Origin of the sequence: Clostridium frigidicarnis, assembly GCF_900111985.1 — a bacterium.
In the GTDB taxonomy this organism is placed as follows: domain Bacteria; phylum Bacillota; class Clostridia; order Clostridiales; family Clostridiaceae; genus Clostridium_Z; species Clostridium_Z frigidicarnis.
Map to the genome: position 1 here is coordinate 145,652 of NZ_FOKI01000001.1, position 20,185 is coordinate 165,836.

Annotated in this window: 19 protein-coding genes and 1 pseudogene; 8 read left to right on the top strand and 12 right to left on the bottom strand. The window is 27.4% G+C overall.

Annotated features, from left to right (window positions below; translation table 11 throughout):
• Window positions 1-10: 10 nt before the first annotated feature.
• The 3 genes from BM119_RS00730 to BM119_RS00740 form a co-directional block, all read right to left on the bottom strand.
• Window positions 11-529 carry a GNAT family N-acetyltransferase gene (locus BM119_RS00730; protein ID WP_090037785.1) on the bottom strand — a complete coding sequence of 173 codons (519 nt, stop codon included), beginning with the start codon at window positions 527-529 and terminating at the stop codon, window positions 11-13.
• Window positions 530-773: 244 nt separating this feature from the next.
• Window positions 774-1,016: a hypothetical protein gene (locus BM119_RS00735; protein ID WP_090037788.1), complete on the bottom strand. Its 243-nt coding sequence runs from the start codon at window positions 1,014-1,016 to the stop codon at window positions 774-776.
• A gap of 558 nt (window positions 1,017-1,574) precedes the next feature.
• Window positions 1,575-2,906: a glycosyltransferase family 2 protein gene (locus BM119_RS00740; protein WP_090037791.1), complete on the bottom strand. Its 1,332-nt coding sequence runs from the start codon at window positions 2,904-2,906 to the stop codon at window positions 1,575-1,577.
• A 620-nt stretch (window positions 2,907-3,526) separates the two neighbouring features.
• On the opposite strand from BM119_RS00740, the gene BM119_RS00745 reads away from it, so the two are divergent.
• Window positions 3,527-4,360 (top strand): metallophosphoesterase, encoded by an 834-nt coding sequence (locus BM119_RS00745; RefSeq protein ID WP_090037794.1) that lies wholly within the window; start codon window positions 3,527-3,529, stop codon window positions 4,358-4,360.
• A gap of 174 nt (window positions 4,361-4,534) precedes the next feature.
• Here the strand turns inward: BM119_RS00745 and BM119_RS00750 are convergent, their stop codons facing one another.
• Both BM119_RS00750 and BM119_RS00755 read right to left on the bottom strand, forming a co-directional pair.
• Window positions 4,535-4,765: a DUF4318 domain-containing protein gene (locus tag BM119_RS00750; protein ID WP_090037797.1), complete on the bottom strand. Its 231-nt coding sequence runs from the start codon at window positions 4,763-4,765 to the stop codon at window positions 4,535-4,537.
• 215 nt (window positions 4,766-4,980) lie between these two features.
• Complete coding sequence (locus BM119_RS00755) at window positions 4,981-5,574, bottom strand: DUF1349 domain-containing protein (RefSeq protein ID WP_090037800.1); 594 nt, start codon at window positions 5,572-5,574, stop codon at window positions 4,981-4,983.
• Window positions 5,575-5,887: 313 nt separating this feature from the next.
• On the opposite strand from BM119_RS00755, the gene BM119_RS00760 reads away from it, so the two are divergent.
• The gene (locus BM119_RS00760) at window positions 5,888-6,871 is read left to right on the top strand and encodes a sulfide/dihydroorotate dehydrogenase-like FAD/NAD-binding protein (RefSeq protein WP_090037803.1); all 984 of its coding nucleotides are present in this window, start codon (window positions 5,888-5,890) and stop codon (window positions 6,869-6,871) included.
• Window positions 6,868-7,125 (top strand): annotated as a pseudogene (locus tag BM119_RS00765) (FAD-dependent oxidoreductase); the annotation flags it as partial. The gene BM119_RS00760 and the pseudogene BM119_RS00765, both read left to right, overlap by 4 nt.
• Window positions 7,126-7,243: 118 nt before the next feature.
• Here the strand turns inward: BM119_RS00765 and BM119_RS00770 are convergent.
• Both BM119_RS00770 and BM119_RS00775 read right to left on the bottom strand, forming a co-directional pair.
• Window positions 7,244-7,915 (bottom strand): hypothetical protein, encoded by a 672-nt coding sequence (locus tag BM119_RS00770; protein WP_090037809.1) that lies wholly within the window; start codon window positions 7,913-7,915, stop codon window positions 7,244-7,246.
• Window positions 7,916-8,141: 226 nt separating this feature from the next.
• Complete coding sequence (locus tag BM119_RS00775) at window positions 8,142-9,074, bottom strand: LysR family transcriptional regulator (protein ID WP_090037812.1); 933 nt, start codon at window positions 9,072-9,074, stop codon at window positions 8,142-8,144.
• A 117-nt stretch (window positions 9,075-9,191) separates the two neighbouring features.
• Between BM119_RS00775 and bsh the strand changes: the two genes are divergently transcribed.
• Window positions 9,192-10,181: a choloylglycine hydrolase gene (gene bsh, locus BM119_RS00780; protein WP_090037815.1), complete on the top strand. Its 990-nt coding sequence runs from the start codon at window positions 9,192-9,194 to the stop codon at window positions 10,179-10,181.
• Window positions 10,182-10,369: 188 nt separating this feature from the next.
• On the opposite strand, the gene BM119_RS00785 is transcribed toward bsh, so the two are convergent.
• The 3 genes from BM119_RS00785 to BM119_RS19720 all read right to left on the bottom strand — a co-directional run bounded on the left by BM119_RS00785 (window position 10,370) and on the right by BM119_RS19720 (window position 11,687).
• A complete protein-coding gene (locus BM119_RS00785) occupies window positions 10,370-10,978 on the bottom strand; it encodes a hypothetical protein (RefSeq protein WP_242948255.1) in 609 nt (202 codons plus the stop codon).
• A 109-nt stretch (window positions 10,979-11,087) separates the two neighbouring features.
• On the bottom strand, window positions 11,088-11,336 hold the full coding sequence (locus tag BM119_RS00790) for a hypothetical protein (RefSeq protein WP_090037820.1): 249 nt from the start codon (window positions 11,334-11,336) through the stop codon (window positions 11,088-11,090).
• A gap of 195 nt (window positions 11,337-11,531) precedes the next feature.
• Window positions 11,532-11,687 carry a hypothetical protein gene (locus tag BM119_RS19720; RefSeq protein WP_177199272.1) on the bottom strand — a complete coding sequence of 52 codons (156 nt, stop codon included), beginning with the start codon at window positions 11,685-11,687 and terminating at the stop codon, window positions 11,532-11,534.
• 284 nt (window positions 11,688-11,971) lie between these two features.
• Here BM119_RS19720 and BM119_RS19725 point away from each other — a divergent pair, with 284 nt between their 5' ends.
• The 4 genes from BM119_RS19725 to BM119_RS00805 all read left to right on the top strand — a co-directional run bounded on the left by BM119_RS19725 (window position 11,972) and on the right by BM119_RS00805 (window position 15,858).
• On the top strand, window positions 11,972-12,145 hold the full coding sequence (locus BM119_RS19725; RefSeq protein ID WP_177199273.1) for a hypothetical protein: 174 nt from the start codon (window positions 11,972-11,974) through the stop codon (window positions 12,143-12,145).
• Between the two features lie 202 nt (window positions 12,146-12,347).
• Complete coding sequence (locus BM119_RS00795; protein WP_090037823.1) at window positions 12,348-13,946, top strand: recombinase family protein; 1,599 nt, start codon at window positions 12,348-12,350, stop codon at window positions 13,944-13,946.
• Window positions 13,939-15,024, top strand: a complete 1,086-nt coding sequence (locus BM119_RS00800) for an FAD-dependent oxidoreductase (RefSeq protein WP_242948257.1) — start codon at window positions 13,939-13,941, stop codon at window positions 15,022-15,024. Before BM119_RS00795 ends, BM119_RS00800 begins: the two co-directional genes overlap by 8 nt.
• Before the next feature lie 246 nt (window positions 15,025-15,270).
• A complete protein-coding gene (locus tag BM119_RS00805; RefSeq protein WP_090037829.1) occupies window positions 15,271-15,858 on the top strand; it encodes a DUF4352 domain-containing protein in 588 nt (195 codons plus the stop codon).
• A gap of 345 nt (window positions 15,859-16,203) precedes the next feature.
• Here BM119_RS00805 and BM119_RS00810 read toward each other — a convergent pair whose 3' ends face one another.
• A complete protein-coding gene (locus tag BM119_RS00810; protein ID WP_090037832.1) occupies window positions 16,204-16,926 on the bottom strand; it encodes a hypothetical protein in 723 nt (240 codons plus the stop codon).
• Window positions 16,927-16,986: 60 nt separating this feature from the next.
• On the bottom strand, window positions 16,987-19,608 hold the full coding sequence (locus BM119_RS00815) for a phosphoenolpyruvate synthase (protein ID WP_090037835.1): 2,622 nt from the start codon (window positions 19,606-19,608) through the stop codon (window positions 16,987-16,989).
• Between the last annotated feature and the right edge of the window lie 577 nt (window positions 19,609-20,185).

A 20,185-nucleotide genomic window follows, 5' to 3' on the forward strand; every position in this document is an offset into this window, starting at 1 on the left:
GAAAAGAAAGTTAGTTAGTTGTTAATGTAATACTGTATTTGTACAGACATTCATTTTCCTCTTCATCAAAAATAGTTCCTAATAATTTTCCGTTGTTCTTTTCTATAACTTTCTTTGAGGTTGTATTGTCTATATTACAAGTTAAAATTACTTCTTCCATTCCTATTTTTATAGACTTTTCCAATGCCAGTTTTAAAATCTGAAAAACATAACCTCTATTTCTACAATCTGGTGATATATCATAACCTATATGACCAGCACATTCTACCTCTTGGTGTCTAATTCTCACTACTCCTACAACTTCCTTTTTATCAATTAACCAGAATGTTGAAGTTATAACCTCTCTTTGAAGTAGGTCGTTTTCTTTGGAATAATTGTGTAAGTCATTTAAATAATCTTGGAAATTTTCTAATGCTTTTTTATATTTATTAAAATAATGTTCATCATTTATTTTTCTGTATGTTAGAGCGTAATTTTCAAAACTCTTTTGATATTTTTTATTAGGTTCAACTAAAAATAAATCTTTCATAAATAATCCTCCGCTTTATATACACTTCGCAAAATAAATCACAATGGCAATACATTACATAAAAGAAAGTAGCATAAATATTACTCTCTTTTAAACCTATCATTTAAATCATACTTATCTTACACAAAAACTGCTAATTCTCAAATAAAATAATGTTACCATATGTTCCATCATGATATACATGATCTGGGCAAGATTTTATAATTTCATATTTACCATTTGTATATTCACCAATAATATTGTTCTAAAATTTAACAGACGAAATATTGTCCGGATGTTCTCCTATTTCCCATTTTCCATGAAACATGTCAAATATAGCTTTTGTTGCATATCGTCCTACTCCTAATCTACGATATTTATACATAATAAAAAATTCACCCATTGAATAATCATAATTCGAATGTAACACAAAATCATCATCAATTAACACAAAACCTACTAATATTCCATTAACTTTAATGAAAAATGGATAAGTGATTTTCTTCAAATATATTTAAAAAAACTTATAAAAAATAGGTTTGTCTCATTTAGATAATTTATAACAATGTTAATATATTTTATTCATATTTTGTATAAATATATGCATTTTGTAGATAATTACAAGTGAGGTGATATGAAGTGATTAAGAAAATTAGCAGTCTTATTAGAGTTGACGTTCTATTTTATGTATTTATAATAACTTGGTTTTTAATGATATGTGGTTTGATTGTATATAGCTTTTAAAATAAATAAAGTTTTATACAATGGATTTAATATGTTTGAGAAATAATATAAATTAGTATACAATTAATTTACTATATTGTTCAATAAAATAAAGAAGCAATCGCTTAATTTTAGTGATTACTTCTTTGTTTTTTAGTTTTTATAAATATATGTTTAAAACATATCAATGTGTACATAATTTATTGAATTCATGTCTTTTAAGAATCTTAATATAATTTCTTTTTCCTCATTATTGTATTGAGCTATAATGGCTTTTTTATATACTATCAAAGATTTTGATTGTCACTTTTAGTGTTAATTATAGAAAAAAATTTATACGTATCTACTTCCAGACTCTTTTCATATTAAATAATTCTTGTATATATCCATATAAAGAAATCGGAGATATTAATATTTGATAAAATAATATAAAAATTATAAAGCCTCTTTTATTTCTTCTCACCTTTAAATTAAGGGGTCTAAACACATTTTTTTCTTGATAGCTATATAAAATATAAAAAGTCAACATAGTTAAAGGTAATACTAAAACTGTCATAGGTCCAACAATATAAAACTTTCCAAAACAAGCTAATACTAAGCCTGGTATCCAAAAGAATGTAAAAGAAAAATCCATATAAGGAAGTACTAAATCTATTCCTGTTAGAAATTTATAATAATTTGATTTCTGTTCCCAAGGTTTCACTTTTCTTAATCCTTCTATCATTCCTCTTGCCCATCTAGAACGCTGTTTAATAAAATGTTTTAGCTTTGTAGGAACATCTGTAAATGCAATAGCTAATGGCTCAAAATATACTCCATAACCTCTAGATAAAAAATCCCATGTAAGCACAATATCTTCACCTATTGCATTGGACCAACCACCTACTTCATTTAAAGCTTGTGTTTTATAAACACTAAAAGCTCCTTGAGCTACCAATGTTCCTTGATATAATCCCTGCATTCTTTTAATAGAAGCAATACTTAAAAAGTAATCCCATTCCTGGACCCTTGCTAGTAGATTATCCCTACTATTTCTTACAAGAACTGTTCCTGCAACTGCCTTAATGTCATCTTTGCTAGACTCTATTCTAGATATTAAATATTTTACAGCTGATTTATGTAAAAGTGTGTCTGCGTCCAAGGTAATTACATATTTAGTTTTTACATATTTTAGCCCCTTATTAAGTGCATTAAATTTACCTGGCTTTAGTTCATCTATACATTCAACAGCTAAATTTAATTCTTCCTTAGCTCTTTTTATTTCTTTTTTAGTGTTATCTTTTGAATTATTATTAATAACTATTATATTTATATTTCCAATATAGTCCTGTTCCTTTACATAATTTAAGGTATTATATATTCCTTCTTCTTCATTATAAGCAGCAATTAATAAAGTTACAGGTTTATCAGGATTATTAATCTTTAATTCGGGTTGCTTATCAAGAAGTAAACTAACTACTAAAAATGCATTAAGCCAACCTGGAACATACGCAATTCCACCTATTATAAATATAGCAATAACCCAATTTGTATCATTAGCTAAATCCTCTAACCATGAAAAAGATAAATATATTGATAATATCATCCAAATAATTGACATTGTAAAAGCTATAATGAATTTATATTTTATAGGAATATATACTGTCTTTTTATTTTCATCTTTGGTTTGTTTCATTGTAGCTTCCTCCTTAGTAATTGACAGTTTAACAAAGTAATATATATTAAATTAACATAAATTACACATAGAAAAGCCCCAATATACTATGTTAACCTTTCATTAAAAACTACCAATTAATCAATGGAATTAACATATACATTAGAGCTATTTAAACACAACATTATCATAAATATTTAAGATTTAAAAGATTTTATTATTGTAAACTTTGTTATTTATTGATGATATTTATTAATAAATAACAACTGAATCTATAGAGAATAGTAGAAATATAAACACATCCTTAATTCATGACAGTGAAATAATTACTATAGAATTAATTGGAAAGCTTTTAACATTGATTCAGAAAATCTTGGGTTATATATTATAAAAAAATCCAATATTAGTTTAAATAAAGTTGTATAATGTATATACTACTTTTGATAAAAAAACTTAATGTATATATAATTTTTCTAATTCATTAGTAATATATTTACTTGTTTTAATTTTTATATAAAATCTATGGATAATGTTTGGTTTTTTATTAATACTATAAATGGATATGAAATATTATTAAGTATATGTTATTGTGGTGAATTATGAAAAATATATATTAAAACAATAAGAAGAGGTGTTATTATATGAGAATTAAAAAATTCAGCAAACTATTATCTTTTATTATTACACTAACATTAATGGTTAATTTTTATTTACCAACAACAGTTTATGCAGATACTTCAACCACTACTAGCTATATTGGAGCTACCTCAGATATTCACCATAAAATCCCCAATTTGACAGAGTGGTTATCTAATTTGAAAAGTACTTCATTATCATTGGATTATATGATTTTTGGTGGTGACTATGTAGGGCCAAATGATGCAGAATCCTGTGTTTCTGCTGTGAATAACCAATATAGTGGAACTACATCTATATTAGCAAAGGGCAACCATGAGTCTGGTAAGGGAGGAACATATGCTTCTGGATTAGTTGTTAACAATAGTAATTATGCTATATATGTAATGGATTCATCAAGCAAATCATTTACAACAACTGATATAAATAATCTTAAATCCTCTTTGGATTCCATAAAATCATCAACACCAGTTTTTGTTGTTTCTCATTGCCCTATTCATTATTTTGGAAAAAGAGCCACCGGAGATGCCTCAACACTCCTTACTCTTCTTAATAATCATAGTAATGTAATATTCCTTTGGGGACATAATCATACTGTAAAAGACACAAATTATGGTAAAGTTAAAGTCAAAGGTGATACCATACAATGCTCAGAGTCTTCTTCAGAAGTTCCTATTAATTTTACATATGTAAATATGGGTTCCATGAAACAAGGAAATAATGGAGCATATGGATTGCTTATGAATTTGACAAATAAGCATGATAATACAAATATTAATTTTTACTATAAAGACCTTTCAGGAAAAACTGTTTCAAATTATTCTGTGAATATCAGTTAACATATTTAACATATGTACAATATATATTTTAAATTGAGGGTAAAATTATTGATGAATATTATTTATTTAGTGCCCTTTCTTTCTCTTATGATTTTTCTTAATTCTTAAATTTTTTTATCCTATAAGAAAACTGTAGCATAAATGTAACCAGGATTATGCTCATAATCTTGTTTATTAATCTTCTCTGCAGTTAATGATATATCCACCTCGAGCCATAATGATTTTAGCAGAAAATAATTTGTCTTTTAAGTAGAATGTAACTGGTTTTTCGGTACTGACAAAATGGCACTTTTCTTTTGAACCCACGCAATATTTTTCAATGGCATTACAGATTATCTGTGCAGATGGATAAGTTAAAGAATCATCCAAATCAACTAGAAAACTTTTTTTGAAAACATCAAACATAATTTTATATCCTTTCTTTTTATATTGGATTTTCGAAACAACCACTATTGATTAAATTACAATTTAAGGTTGACTAATATATACATATTATAATATATTCCCAAATTCCATACTATTAAGTCTTGAAGAAATGCTCACTTCATACTTTGCATCAGCAACGACATAAGATTTGAACTTATATCATTTTATAAAGAATACTAAACATTTTTCTTATTTTATGATTTGTGCTCTTTCCATAAACAATCTGTTATCTTCATTTCAGTAAATACAGACTTAAAAGAACTTTTACTTGGTGAACATGCAAGTAAACCAATATTAATTTCTTTTTCACCTTCAAACAAATGGAAAATTCGCATCTGTTTGAAATTTATACCATCAAAAGAATTTTCAAGACAGTAGTCACCCTCTCGTCTGCTTAATCTATACCACATACATTTTACAAAGGCTCCAACGTCCGTAGTTGCCCAATCAGAATATCCATGATTTGTTACCACACTTCCAAGCCATGCAGTATTGTTGTCATGAAATTCTATTCCTGCCTTTACCCAATTTTCACTATTTTGATAAATTGCAACTCCACATTGGTCAAACAGTGCTGTACTATTAAACTCTGCCTTTACTGTAAAGGAGAAATATCTTTCATCTGTTGTAATATATAGAACATGAGCATTATCATTTCTAAATCCATAATAAGTTCTTTGCCAAAAATCAGTGTTAGAGTCTGTTATAATTTCAACTCTATCCTTTTCAATTACATAATTTTGGGGCTTAAAAAACCATTTTGCTTCTTTAGCATTAAATTCAAACATATTAATCCTCCTAAAAAAATTCAAATAATCTTTACTATACAATTACGATTTAAAATTGACTAATATATACATACTATACCATGCTTTCAAATTCCGTACTATTGAGTTTTAAAGAAGTATTCATTCTAATTTACTAAATTAGCTTCCGTGACTACTCTATTAAAATATAGAAATGTTATAGGTTTTATTACTTTATAATATGAAAGTTTTTCTTATATTGGTTTACTAAATGTATTTAAAATGTAACAAAAATCCTTTTAGAAAATATTGTATAGTATAGACTTTTATACTGGTAATGAGAGGGTGTATGACAATGAAATATGAAGTTGCGGATTGTATAGATGCTGGAACAGAATTTTGTCCTTGTCATTTAGCTGAGGCGGGTGAATGTATACTTTGCTCACAGCTGCATGGAAAGAACTTTTGTGACTGCATTAATTGGAAAGGTGTTTGTATTTACAAAGAATATGTTGATAATGGAAATAAACCTAAACCTCAAAGAAAATCATATCTTTGCCAAGTGGTAAAAAAACAAGATATTGAAGAAAACTTAATTATATATTCAATATCTGTTCCACATAAGCTTGCAAGGGATTTAATACATCCTGGTGCATATGTTTTTCTACACCATCCTTCTACTAATAGTTTCTATGACATGCCTATTTCTGTTATGGATGTTGATTCAGAGGAAAATATCATTAAGCTTGCCATTGAAACAAAAGGGGTTAAAACTAAAACTTTATCTAATATAGATGAAAACTCTAAAATAATGCTAAGAGGGCCCTTTTGGAATGGTGTTTTTGGCCTTAAAAATATATATACTTCGAGAGAAGGAACTAGTGTTATTATAGCAAAAGGGATTGGAATGGCTCCAATGATTCCTGTATTGAAGAAACTTTATAGTAATGGAAATAAAATATATATATTTATGGATAAAGATCCTTATGATTCTATATTCATAGAAAATTATTTAGAAAAATATGATTGCACAGTAATACCTTGTTCTATTTTATCTGATGGAGATCTTTCTCCACAATTTAAAGACATGTTAATGGAATTTATAGAAAAACATGATGTTAATTTAATTCATTGTGATTGTGTTGATATCATAACATTAAAGCTTATAGATATTTTAGGAGAAAAGTTAAAAATGTCTTGCTGCAATAATACAAAGATGTGCTGTGGAGAAGGTATTTGTGGAGCTTGTACTACAAGATATTCAGGTCGTAGAGTTAAAAGGCTATGTAAATATCAAAGTGACCCACAAAATGTGTTTGAAGGGAGAAGATTTATATGAAGATAGTTGTAATTGGAGGCGGTTGGTCTGGATGCGCCGCAGCAATTGCTGCCAAAAAAGCAGGTGCAGAGGTTACATTATTTGAAAAAACCGATTTAGTTTTAGGTCTTGGAAATGTTGGCGGAATAATGCGTAATAATGGAAGGTTTACTGCTTCTGAAGAATTAATAGCCCTTGGTGGTGGAGATTTAATAAATATTACCGATAGGTTATCAAGACATAAAAATATAAACTTTCCTGGGCATGAACATGCATGTACTACAGAATTGCAACCACTATCAAAGGCCTTTATTTAATAATACTGAAAATACTCTGCTCTTCTCCTTATTAAGTATAAAACAGTAACCTAGATTTAAAATCTAGGTTACTGTTTTATACTGGTGGATGACATTTTTTACATGGGGCATAAGATTTCTTAGCGCTAGATAAATCAACTTGTCTAGCATTTTTAGGATTCATTCTTCCACAATTTGGTTTTGAATGATATTTATCACCTGTTTCAGATAACCAAACCATTACTCCTTGATTTTCACTAGATTGTCCATTTGATTGTTGAGAATTTTTTGCTACAGCTGCTTTTACCTTTTGTTCTTCAATTTGCTTTTGTTTTGCAATATCCTCTTGTTGCTTTCTTTTAGCTTCTTCAGCTAACTTTTTTTCTTCTTCCTGCTTTTTAGCTTTTTCTAAGTTTTCTTTTTTGTCTTTTTCTTCTTGTTCAAGTTTAGATTTATCTTCTTCTTTATTTTTTTCCATAGTAGAGGAAGTTTGAGTTGCTACATTTTTGTTATGCACTTGAGTATTACTCCTACCGAGTAATATACCCGATGTAATAAAAGATAAAATAGTTACTGCACATAATGCTTTATTAAGCATTTTTATATTACTAAACCCGCTTTTAGCAAATTGTCTTGGTAAGATGATTGCTAAAGCAATACCTAATAGAATTAAAAATGGAGCATTAAAAGCTAGTCCTAGAAATAAAGATGTCAGTATAAGCATTGCTCGAGAAAATACAAATCCACCACTTAAATTAAATTTTTTCATTTAAATCCCCCTTAAAACAATAAGATTTCGTTAGTAATTATAACATTTTTTCAAGGGATTTTTTGTCGATTGTGGTACTTAACTGTAAATAAAAACACCAATATTTGATATCTATTGGTGTTTTTTATTAATCATAAGTTATATATTTAGTTGTTATAATATATAGCTATTAAGAATTTAAATTATTTTTAATAATATAGCATACTACTCTTATATTATTAGCATACTAAAGTAAAGAATCACTTGGTGAATCAATTACTTTCATTTTTTCTTTTATAAGTGATAGTAGATCACTTCCAATTTCATTAAAAGAATGGTTTTTTATTTTTAAAAACCATAATGAGGGGCTAATTATATTCTCATCTTCTATAACAGGTATTGTTTTTACATTATCTCTCTTATGATTAAACTCATTCATTATAGAATATGATGGACCAAAAGAAATAGCCATATTTTCCTCAACAGCATTTATAATTGAAATAAAATTATTAGTCTTAAATAAGATATTTGCAGGTTTTTGTGTCTTATTTTCTATATGACTTAAATAGTTTAATAGAAATTTATCCTGATAAATAGCTAAAGGCTCAGCAATAATACTTTCATAGTCCAAAACCTCATAATTAGAAATTGGTGATTTTTTATTTGCAACAAAATAAAATGATCCATCTATAATTTTAGTGATTTCATAATGTAAATTATGATTTTTAATATTATTAGAAAATGCAATTAAGGCAAAATCAAATTTTTCTTGTTGCAGTGATAACAAAAGATCCTGTGTGTTTTGTTCAATTATTGAAATTTCAGCAAAAGGATACTCCTTCTGTAAATCATATAGTGCCTTGATAAGTGAAGAATTAATTCCGGGAATACAACCTATTCTTAATCTAATCTTTGGAAGAGCAAACTTATTGTTTACATAAGTATATATATCATTTTGTCTTTCTAAAATTTTATAAGCATTTTTAATTATATATTGACCTTTAGTTGTTGGAAAGCTTCCTTGTTTAGAACGTTGAAATATTATAATACTTAGTTCTTTTTCTAAGGATGAAACAGCTTGACTAACGGCTGAAGTTGTTATATGCAGTTTATTTGCTGTTTTAGAGAAGCTTTTTTCTTCTGCTAAAGTTGTTATTATATTAAGTTGTTCAAAGTTCATTATATATCACCCTTGTTAAGTTTTACTTAACTATACATTAAGTTAATTTAATTTTACTTAATAAACATGAAGATGTAAACTAATAATATAAAAAATTTCAGTTAAGGAAGTGTTAAAATGTGTACAAGTTTAACTTTAAAAACAAAAGATGGATATAACCTCCTTGGAAGAACAATGGATTTTGGAATGGCATTTAATCAATCGGTTCATCTAATTCCAAGAAATTTTACATGGATGAATATTCCGGATAAAAAAGAAAAGAAAACAAAATATGCTTTAGTTGGTATGGCAGTTGTTACGGATAACCACCCTGTTTTAGCTGATGGAGTTAATGAAAAAGGTTTAACATGTGCTACTCTTTATTTTCCAGGATTTGCAGAATACGAAAAAGAAAATGTAGATAATAAGGACAATATTGCTCCTTATGATTTTGTATTGTGGGCATTATCACAATTTAGAAATTTAGAAGAAGTAAAAGAGGCTTTAAAAAATATAGAAATTGTTGATAAATCTCTTTCTTTATTAAATTTAACTCCTCCACTACATTGGATTTTATCTGATAAGTCTGGCAAAAGCATTGTTATAGAGAAAACAAAGAATGGAATTGAGGCATTTGATAATCCAGTAGGAGTTATGGCAAATAGCCCTAATTTTGAATGGCACTTAAATAATTTACGTCAATATATAGGATTAAGACCTAAACAACTTGATTCTTCTAAAATTGAAAGCCTAAGTTTATCTGCATTTGGTCAAGGATCAGGTACATTTGGATTGCCTGGAGATTTTACTCCTCCTTCTCGTTTTGTTAGAGCAACTTACTTAAAAAACAATATTACACAAATTAACAATGAAATTGAAGGCGTTACTGGTGTATTTCACATACTTTCTAATTGTGCTGTACCAAAAGGTGCTGTTGTAATGATTGAAGGTAATGAAGATAATACAATATATACATCAGCAATGTGCAGTGAGTCAGGGATTTATTACTATAATACTTATGAAAATCATCAAATTTCAGCTGTTCGCTTATTTAATGAAGATTTAGATGCTAATTCCATAAAAGCTTTTCCAACTACTACAACTCAAGTCATTAATAACATGAATTAAAGCTTTTTATTAAGAGTATTAATTAAAATCTTTTTTACTATGTACATTGTATATGATTTAAGAGTCGTATGATAACAAATCTAACAATAATTTTATGTAACTTCATATCTATTAAATTTAAAAGGTAGCCTATAATTTTATCATAAAGGCTACCTTAAAGTTTTAGTTATTCAACTATAATTATACTGTTATTTTAAACTTAACTGAGCTTTCATCTGTACTGAATCACCCTGTAAAGTTACATTGCAGTTTGAACCATCTTTATTTGCCCATGAATATATACTGCTCTCCATATCCATAATTTTTGATTGAGATGTAAGAGCCCCATTGCCTAATATTGCTTCAACTTGTTGTAAGCTCATTCCATTTTCAATTTTATTATACTTTTCTAATGTTATATCGCCTGTTGGCTTTGAAAGACCTAGTTGGGTCTTTCCTGTTACTGCATCGTTTTGAATAGTAATATTCATGTTAGATACTCCTGATCCTTTCCATGTATACATTACAGTCTTTATTCCACCTACTTCTGATGAAGTGCTTTCAGTTCCTTCACCTAGTAAATTAACTACATCTGTATATGTTGATCCCATTGCAATTTTCATGAAATTATCATAGTTAACTTTACTATCTTCTTTCTTCTTATCATCTTTTTTATCGGTGCTTGCAGTTGATTCTTGTTTTTTGGATACAGCGTCTTTACCTTTATTTTTGTTTGAAGATGCAGAACCTGCAATTCCGAAGACAATAATAACTGCTATAACCCAAACCCACCATTTTTTATAAATTGGTTTTTTCAAAATATCCATCCCCTTTATGAATTTTATATTAAATATTATAACATTTTATTAATAAAAACATTGTCGTATTTTGTATATTATATGTAATAACTTACAAATTAGGATAACATTATTGTCGTGTTAACTTTTCCTCTTTAAACATTAGATAAAATATTAAAATCATAATTAAAATTAATAATCCTATTAGTGTATTTGATAATGCTATACTAATGTTATTTGATAACGGACTCTGAAAAAAGTTTGCTACTAGCATAGCTATTATTGCTAACAATCTATATAATTTTTTATCTTTAAAATAATCAATAAGAATAAAAATTCCTAAAATCAAAAATAATATCATACTAATAATGTGGTTCAATTTTATACATCCCTTCATTTAAATATTATTAAAGCTTTAATTTGAAAAGATTAAATTCAGGAACTTCTTTAAACTTTGTTAATAATTATTATAACACTATTCAAAGGAAAAATATGCTCAATTTAGCATTAGTATGTAAATGAAAATAGCTAGTAAAAGATTAAATAACCTCAATACTAGCTTTATAATTTGGTATCACTGTCTACTAAGTCTCTTTATAAGTTCATCAATAACTTCTGGAGGATATTTATCAATTAAAATTTGTGCACATGCTTTTGCAAATCTTATTTCAAACTCTTCTTTATTCTCATAAGTTGGATAATGAACTTTAAAAGTAAGGTTTTTCAACAATCCACATTCTCCTTTGAAAAATTCTCCTTATTACATTATAGGAAAATGTTTTAATAAAGTTCTAAATTTAATATATGCCTTACTAATTTATTTCCTTGATACAATAATAAGCTTTTCTAAAAAAATATATAATTATAGCAATCTCTTAATTAAATTAATAATTTTTAATTTTACTTCATATAAATTAAGAAACGATATTTATAAATTTAGAATTATTTTCTACTTTAATAAAATTAATTAAATAGTGTATAATAATAATGCTACTATCTGAAGGAGTTGTTAAAATGGAAGAACTGTTAAATCAAATATTATCAAAGTTAGATAAAATAGAAAGAAATCAAAACACTATGAAATATGATATAAATGAGTTAAAAGGAAAAATTAATGCAGTATATGACCAAACTGCTGATCTTACTGAATTTCGAACATCAACTGCTTCTAAACTTGATAAAATATAAATTTTATTAATCCTAATCTTTATAAAAACTAGGATTATGTTTTTCGTACTAAAAATCTTAAAATAATTTACATAGAAATTTTATCTAGACACTTAATAAAGGTGTCTTTTTTTTATACAAATTCTAAATTAACACCTTACTCAATATTAAACATACAATATATTATATAATGTTAAATAATGGTATGAAGGTGAATATGAAAATGATAGCAGCAGTTTATAGTAGAAAAAGTGTATTTACTGGTAAAGGTGATTCTGTAGAAAATCAAATTCAACTTTGTAAGGATTATGCTGAGAACTATTTAAAAGATAAAGATATAACTGAATTTATAATTTATGAAGATGAAGGATTTAGTGGAGGCAATACTAATAGGCCTGGTTTTCAAAAGCTTATAGAGGATGCAAAAACAAAGAAATTTCAAGTTCTTATTTGTTATAGACTTGATAGAATTTCTAGAAATGTGGCTGACTTCTCTTCTACCTTAGAAATACTTCAAAAAAACAACATTGATTTTGTATCTATAAAGGAACAATTTGATACTTCAACTCCTATGGGGAGAGCCATGGTATATATAAGTTCTGTATTTGCTCAATTAGAGCGTGAAACTATAGCTGAACGTGTTAAAGATAATATGTATGAACTTGCCAAAAATGGACGATGGCTTGGTGGACAAACTCCTTTAGGCTTTGATTCAGAAAAAATAAGCTATTTAGATTCAGAGTTAAAAGAAAGAAACTTAGTTAAATTGATTTCTAATGAGGAAGAACTTATAAGAGTTAAATATATATTTGATTTATATTCTAAAGAAAAAAGCATACATAAGGTTCTAAGAGAATGTCTTTCTCTTAATATAAAAGGTAAAAATGGTGGAGATTTTCAAGCTATGTCAATTAGAGATATTCTTAGAAATCCTGTGTATGTAAAGTCAAATGAGGATGTTTTGAAATACTTTAAAAAACAAGGCTGTTGTGTAGTTGGAATACCTAATGGACAAGGATTATTAACCTATGGAAAAACATCTAACGATCATGAAGCTGATAAAAATAATTGGATTATAGCCGTTGCCAAACATAAAGGATTAATAGATTCTAAAGATTGGCTAGAAATTCAAGGATTATTAGATTATAAATCTAAACCTAGTAATAAGAAAATAGGAACCTCTAAAACTGCCCTACTTACAGGGATTTTAAAGTGCAGCAAATGTGGATCTTCTATGAGAGTTAGTTATGGAAAAATTAGAAAAGATGGAACTAAGAACTACTACTATACATGCACTATGAAAGCTAACAGTGGTAAAACCAGATGTGATTCACAAAACTTATTAGGACCACTTGTTGATGATGCTGTTATAGATAAACTTGAAAATGTAAAGACAAACTATTTAGTTGAAGAATTGTTAAAACAAAGAGATAAAAATAGTTCTAATGATAATAAATTAATAGAACTAAATAAAAAAATAGATATATATAATAAAAAAATTAAAAATCTACTGTCTAAGTTATCCTATGCAGATGAAGCAGTAACAAAATATATAATGGATGAAATATCTAACTTAGATAAAGAAAAAAATTATTCTTTAAATGAATTAAATAAAATTAAATGTGACAAATCCACATCTGAAATATCTAATGAAGATATAGATTATGTAATTGATTATGCTAAGAATTTTAAAAATCTATACAATAGCTGTGAAACTATGTTGGAAAAAAGGCTATTGATTGAAAGTATCATTGAAGAAATAAAAATTAATGGTGAGACTGGAGAGAGTCATATATATTATTGGGGCTCTAGAAATGCTTAGATCTACTCTATTTAATAAACTTAGAATAGTTAGCAAATTTGTAGGACAAGCACATGCATGGTTATATGATGTTAACCTAATAGAGCCTGAAGTTAGAGAGTATTTAAAATCCATAGGAATAAACTTAAGACTAATCTCTAGAATCTCAGATATAGAGAAAGAAGGAACTAAAATTAAAGGAGTATACCTAAGCACAGGTGAATTAATAGAAGCTGATGCCTTTGTTGAGACAACAGGTTCTACTGGTCCTATGGGTAACTGTTTAAGATACGGAAATGGATGTTCTATGTGTATACTAAGGTGTCCAACGTTTGGTCCAAGGGTAAGCCTTAGTGCTAGAGCTGGAGTTGAAGATTTCCAAGGTGAAAGAGATGGAGATGAACTTGGAGCATTTAGTGGTTCCTGTAAACTTGCAAAGGAAACTTTATCAAGAGAAATAGTAGAACAATTAGACAGAACAGGTGTAGTTGTTCTTAAGATTCCACCTGAAGATATAAATTTAGATAAGCTTAAGTCTAAGGTTTGCCAACAATATGCTTTAAAGGAATTTGCTGAGAATATAATTTTACTTGATACGGGCCACGCCAAGCTTATGACCACTTACTACCCTATAGAAAAACTCAGAAAAATAAAAGGTCTTGAAAAAGCTAAGTATATAGACCCATATTCTGGTGGAATTGGTAACTCTATAAGATATCTAGCTGTATCTCCTAGAACAGATGATATGAAAGTAGTTGGACTTGATAATTTATTTGTTGGTGGAGAAAAATCAGGGCTTTTTGTTGGGCATACTGAAGCTATAGCAACTGGTACTTTAGCTGGATATAATGCTGTTAGGTATACATTGGGAATGCCAATGTTAATACTTCCTAGAAGTACAGCCATAGGAGATATAATTTCATATGCTAATTATATGGTATCAACTTCACAAGGTAGAAAAAATAGATATACATTTGCCGGAGCAGAATACTTTAAGAGAATGAAAGAAAATAATTTATATACAATTGACAAAGAGGAAATAAAAGATAGAGTTAAAAGATTAAATCTTGAAAATATATTTAATGAACAACTTGTATAAGTAAAATACCTTAGATGGAATTTGTGTAAAAGCAATTCTATCTAAGGTATTTTTTTATTCTTTAAATAAATATAGTATATAAACAATTAAGGGATATACTCTTTTCAAGATATTGTGTATAATAAGGAGTAAAATTCATATATGAACTAAATGGTTATATAATTTTTATTAAAAACTGCTTCTAACAAATATTTTACAATTATGTTAGAATTATAACTGTAACAAGGAAATAAGGGGGGATTTAAAATGAAGAAATGTTTAACTAAAAGAAATGTTATTACCGTGGTTTGTGTTTTAGTTTCTTTTATCATTGGATGTTTTGTTGGAGATTCTTCAGTTATACATAGAATTAATGAATCTATTAATAAAAAACTAGTAGATTCTAAAACTAACAATTATACAATATATAAATTAAACCAAGAAAAGCTATTTGAAGTTGGTGAAACTGCTACAATAAGAAATGATGAAAAAGAAAAGGATGTATACAGTTTAAAAATTAACAGTGTGCAAGTTTCAACTAAGAAAAATCCTTCAGTTGAAAACCAACCTGAAAAAATTATTATTATCAATTATACTTATAAAAATATAGCTCTAGACAATGAAAAATTGTATATATCAGATTCTAATTTTAAGATATTTGATGAAAACGGAAAAGTTCTTCAAATATATCCTAGTCCTGACATACGCAAATATGCTGAAAATTTACCTATGGGTAAATCATGTGATGCAGAAATGGCTTTTGCTTTAGATAATGGTAAAACATTAGAATTAATGTTTTATTATGATATGCTTTCAGATAAACCAAATGCAATATTTAAAACTACTCTACAATAAATTTATATAAGGCACATGACACAAAATAACTAGTCTATTTTGTGTCATGTGCATAACAAAAAGGTAGCCCTTAGATTAAAATCTATAGGCTACCTTTTTGTTATGAAAGGTCATGTATTATAATGTGTATGCAATTTTAATTCTTGACTAAATTTAATTTAAATATACATATTTTTTAAAATTATTTTCTATTAACTTTTAAATTGCTTTGTTTGGGAGTTTGATAGATTTTGAATTGTCACTTTACTTTGGTTTACATTTTAATTTTATCATACATAATATTTTTTATGTAAACTAATTATTGAAAATTTAAGCACCTACTTATAAATTCAGTGCCATTAAAAACTAAGTTCTTTTTCTCATTATAGATTCACTTATTATATATGATAATTTTAACCTTACGAACCACTTATCACTATCTTTTACCTCTTTAGAATAACCATTAACATCTTCTATATATTCTAATCCTTCCACAGCCTTATATGAAATATCTTTTTTCATGATTCTATATACTATCATTGGCCATTCACCATCAGTCATTTTATCCTGTGAATTTTCACTTATACATTGCCCACATTCTCTAGAAAATCCACATGCACCTGCTGTTATATCTGCATGTAACCCAGTTTCTATTGAAAAGATTTTATTAGTTATTTTTTCAGTTTCAATCCATTCTATGGGATGGGTATTAAATGCTCTAGGAGTTCTTCCTAAAATTAAATAATCATAATTATGAATACTATTAACTATATCTATTAATTCTAAATAATAATTATCTATCCAAGTAAGAATTCTATCAAAATCACAGTAATGAAAATACTCTTCTTCTCCACTTAATCCAAACTTTAAAACTTCACGTCTTGCATTGGCTGCTCCTTTTTTAGGTATAATCTTTACTTTGAAGCCATTTTTTATTAGTTCTTCTCTTAATTTAACACTTGTTTCTTCACTTACAGTTATATAAACATTCTCATACAACTTTTTAAATTTATCCTTAGCTTTATTAAATACTTTTAAACACTTGCCCTCAATGTCATGGATCACTGTTATTAAAGCTATATTATTCATATAAAATCCTTTCTTATTGGTTTAAATATTAAAATCAACCTTTCACTTTTAAGTTATTACTCATTTAATTATCTCAACGGTTCCTTCATCTCCATTAACCCTTATTTTATCACCTGTTTTAATAAATTTTGTGGCATCATCAACTGACACAACTGCTGGAATTCCATATTCCCTAGCAACTACAGCTCCGTGAGTCATAAGTCCACCAACTTCAAGCACAAGTCCTTTTGAATTAACAAATAAAGGTGTCCACCCCGGATCTGTAAATGGAGCTATTAGTATTTCACCTTCTTTTATTTGTCCTTCATTTGGATTTAATATAACCCTTGCAATTCCTTCTACTACACCACTAGATACAGGAGTTCCATTTAAAGCATTATCGCTTTTATTTTTATTTGCATTTCCTTTCATTATCTCTCCATTACTTAAAATAACCCTTGGAGCAGTTAATGTTTCATAGTACTTATAGTCTTCTTTTCTTTTAGATATTAAATATTTATAATCTTTATTGTTTTTTATAACATCATCTATTTCATCTAAAGATAAATAATATATATCATATTTACTGTCTATTAAATTATTGTTTTTAAGTTTTTCTCCCTCTTGTAATAATGCCTTTTTAAATATCCAAAAACATTTTATTAAAGTATACTTTGGGTGCTCTCTTAATGGCATTCCTCTTCTGAAAGTTTCTATTAATTTCATAGCACTTCTTTTATCACTATGGGACTTTTGATTTTTTACAATTTCCTTACAAGTTTTCTTTGCATCTTCTATAAGAGAATTGTATCTTTTTCTATGCTCCATATGATTAAAATTCTTAGCATTACTAATTACTGTACTTATTATAGCTGAAGGATCTTCACTATATCTATCATTAGTTATATCTATTTCTCCAACACCTCTAGGTCCAAACTTATCAAAAAACTCATTAAAGGCATCTATAACCACTTCATCTCCATAGCTATTTATTATTTTTAAGCCACTATCTAAAGGATTTTCTTCTAAAGCTTTTAAAAGATCTGGATGAATTCTTACTAAATCTCCTAGATCGCCAACTTTAAGTCCCATTTCTGTGGTAATATTTCCTTCAAGTCCTTTTACTATTTTATTAACTTCTTCTAAAGTTCCATAATCCTTAAGATTTGACATGGCTTTTAGTGCTGGTACTATAAATGGTACAACATTAGTAAACACATCTCTCATTAATACTGAAGTGCATTTTTTTACTGCCCCTACCTTATTATCGCTATTATTTACTATGTCTTCTATAATGCTAATTTTTCTAAAAATAAAGTCTTCTACATTTTTTAAGACATTATCTCCCTCTAGGGATTTTTTTCCCTTTCTACATTCATTAAAAATATAATTTACATTTTTAACAAGACTTATATTAGTTACCTTTTCAGTTTTATCTAAAGAATTATCTCTTCTATTTATAAATTCGTGTATTCCTGAGGCCATTTTTTCATCTACTTTATTTAAAGCAATTGGTGCAATTTTTCTACATATAAAGTTATTTAAAATATAGGTGTAATCTAAATAAAGTCTCCCTCCGATTGAACACGCCCATGGACTTTCAACCTCTAAATTGTTCAAATCCTTACCAAAAGGAAGCAAATACTTTAATATTGATTGTCCTAAAGGTTTAATTGGCTTTGGCATTACTTGTATATGGTTAAATGATATATAAACTCTTTTTCCTTCATTTACATGAACGTAAGGTTTAGGATATAAAGAAGTTATAGCCCTTGATTGGGTTATATAAATATTATCACTTTCATCTATACACCACTCAATATCCTGAGGACAATGATAAAAGCTTTCTATTTTCTTAGCTATAACTGTTAAATCAAGTATTTGATCAGCTCTTAAAACCTGGGTATTTCTTAAATCCTTTGGGATTTCTTCTTCAATGGTACCACCATTATCTATTGATATAATTTTCTTTTCCTTTTTCCCCAAAGTTTTCTCTATGATTTTAAAATTAGTTTTATTAACCTTATATAAATCTGGTGTAATAATTCCTGAAACCAATGCCTCCCCAAGTCCATATCCTGCATCTATAGTTAAAATATCATGATTATTACTTACAGGATCAGCTGTAAAAACTATACCTGAACTTACTGGATTTATAAGTCTTTGAACCACAACACACATCTTTACATCTGAGTGTTTAATATTATTCTTTATTCTATAAATTACAGCTCTTTCTGAATATAAGGAAGCAAAACACTTTTTAACATGGTTTAACACTTCTTCTTTTCCGTTTATATTTAAATAAGTATCCTGCTGCCCTGCAAAAGATGCATTTTTTAAATCCTCTGCTGTAGCACTGGATCTTACTGCAAAGCTAGTGTCTTTCTTAAAGGCATTTAACGCCTTTAAAATCTCCCCTTCTATTTCTTCTTCAAGAATTGTACTTTCAATAAGTTTTCTTATATCCTTAGATATGTTTTTTATTAAAGTAGTATCTTCTATTTTAAAACTGTCTAAATCCTTAAATAATTTGTTATCTATAACTTTACTTATGTACCTATCATAAGCTACTGTTGAAACACAAAATCCTTCTGGTATTTTAAAACCAGCCTGTGTCATTAATCCTAAATTTAAGCCTTTTCCCCCAACTAATTTTAGATCCTTCTTCTCAATGTCTTTAAAAATTACTATTAAATCACTCATGAATTCCCATCCTTAATTTTAAAAATTATTTATTCTTTATTTGTATTCAATTCCACTAATTTTCTCTCCAAAGGTTATTTCGGTTATTTTACCCATAAATTAACATACCCCATTTAAAGTTATATATAAAATTTTAGCACTACAATTTATTATATTGTAGTGCTAAATGTATTTTTGTATATGTTTTTCCACAATAAATATAAATTATATATTTATTCCGGGATTGTAATTTAAATACATCTTATGTTAAGGTTCAACCCAAGTATTCTTTAATTATATTCTAACTTTACAAGGATTTAAATACATCTTATGTTAAGGTTCAACTCCTTGATTGCTTAATAATTCTTGCCAAATATCATCATTTAAATACATCTTATGTTAAGGTTCAACGAAAAGTATTTCCTCAAATAGAGATATTAGAATTTACATTTAAATACATCTTATGTTAAGGTTCAACCACTGTAAAATCAACGTTCCTATGATTAATAATATACCCTAAAGCCTTATAAATCAAGCAATTCTAAAAAATTTACCAATCGACTTTGATTTTTTTTGTTTCACAGGTAAAAAACCTCTT

Excerpts from the sequence above, each read along its gene's own strand:
- BM119_RS00730 (WP_090037785.1), bottom strand. The coding sequence starts at position 529 with ATGAAAGATTTATTTTTAGTTGAACCTAATAAAAAATATCAAAAGAGT.
- BM119_RS00740 (WP_090037791.1), bottom strand. The coding sequence starts at position 2,906 with ATGAAACAAACCAAAGATGAAAATAAAAAGACAGTATATATTCCTATA.
- BM119_RS00745 (WP_090037794.1), top strand. The coding sequence starts at position 3,527 with ATGAGAATTAAAAAATTCAGCAAACTATTATCTTTTATTATTACACTA.
- BM119_RS00750 (WP_090037797.1), bottom strand. The coding sequence starts at position 4,765 with ATGTTTGATGTTTTCAAAAAAAGTTTTCTAGTTGATTTGGATGATTCT.
- BM119_RS00755 (WP_090037800.1), bottom strand. The coding sequence starts at position 5,574 with ATGTTTGAATTTAATGCTAAAGAAGCAAAATGGTTTTTTAAGCCCCAA.
- BM119_RS00760 (WP_090037803.1), top strand. The coding sequence starts at position 5,888 with ATGAAATATGAAGTTGCGGATTGTATAGATGCTGGAACAGAATTTTGT.
- BM119_RS00770 (WP_090037809.1), bottom strand. The coding sequence starts at position 7,915 with ATGAAAAAATTTAATTTAAGTGGTGGATTTGTATTTTCTCGAGCAATG.
- BM119_RS00775 (WP_090037812.1), bottom strand. The coding sequence starts at position 9,074 with ATGAACTTTGAACAACTTAATATAATAACAACTTTAGCAGAAGAAAAA.
- bsh (WP_090037815.1), top strand. The coding sequence starts at position 9,192 with ATGTGTACAAGTTTAACTTTAAAAACAAAAGATGGATATAACCTCCTT.
- BM119_RS19725 (WP_177199273.1), top strand. The coding sequence starts at position 11,972 with ATGGAAGAACTGTTAAATCAAATATTATCAAAGTTAGATAAAATAGAA.
- BM119_RS00795 (WP_090037823.1), top strand. The coding sequence starts at position 12,348 with ATGATAGCAGCAGTTTATAGTAGAAAAAGTGTATTTACTGGTAAAGGT.
- BM119_RS00800 (WP_242948257.1), top strand. The coding sequence starts at position 13,939 with ATGCTTAGATCTACTCTATTTAATAAACTTAGAATAGTTAGCAAATTT.
- BM119_RS00805 (WP_090037829.1), top strand. The coding sequence starts at position 15,271 with ATGAAGAAATGTTTAACTAAAAGAAATGTTATTACCGTGGTTTGTGTT.
- BM119_RS00810 (WP_090037832.1), bottom strand. The coding sequence starts at position 16,926 with ATGAATAATATAGCTTTAATAACAGTGATCCATGACATTGAGGGCAAG.
- BM119_RS00815 (WP_090037835.1), bottom strand. The coding sequence starts at position 19,608 with ATGAGTGATTTAATAGTAATTTTTAAAGACATTGAGAAGAAGGATCTA.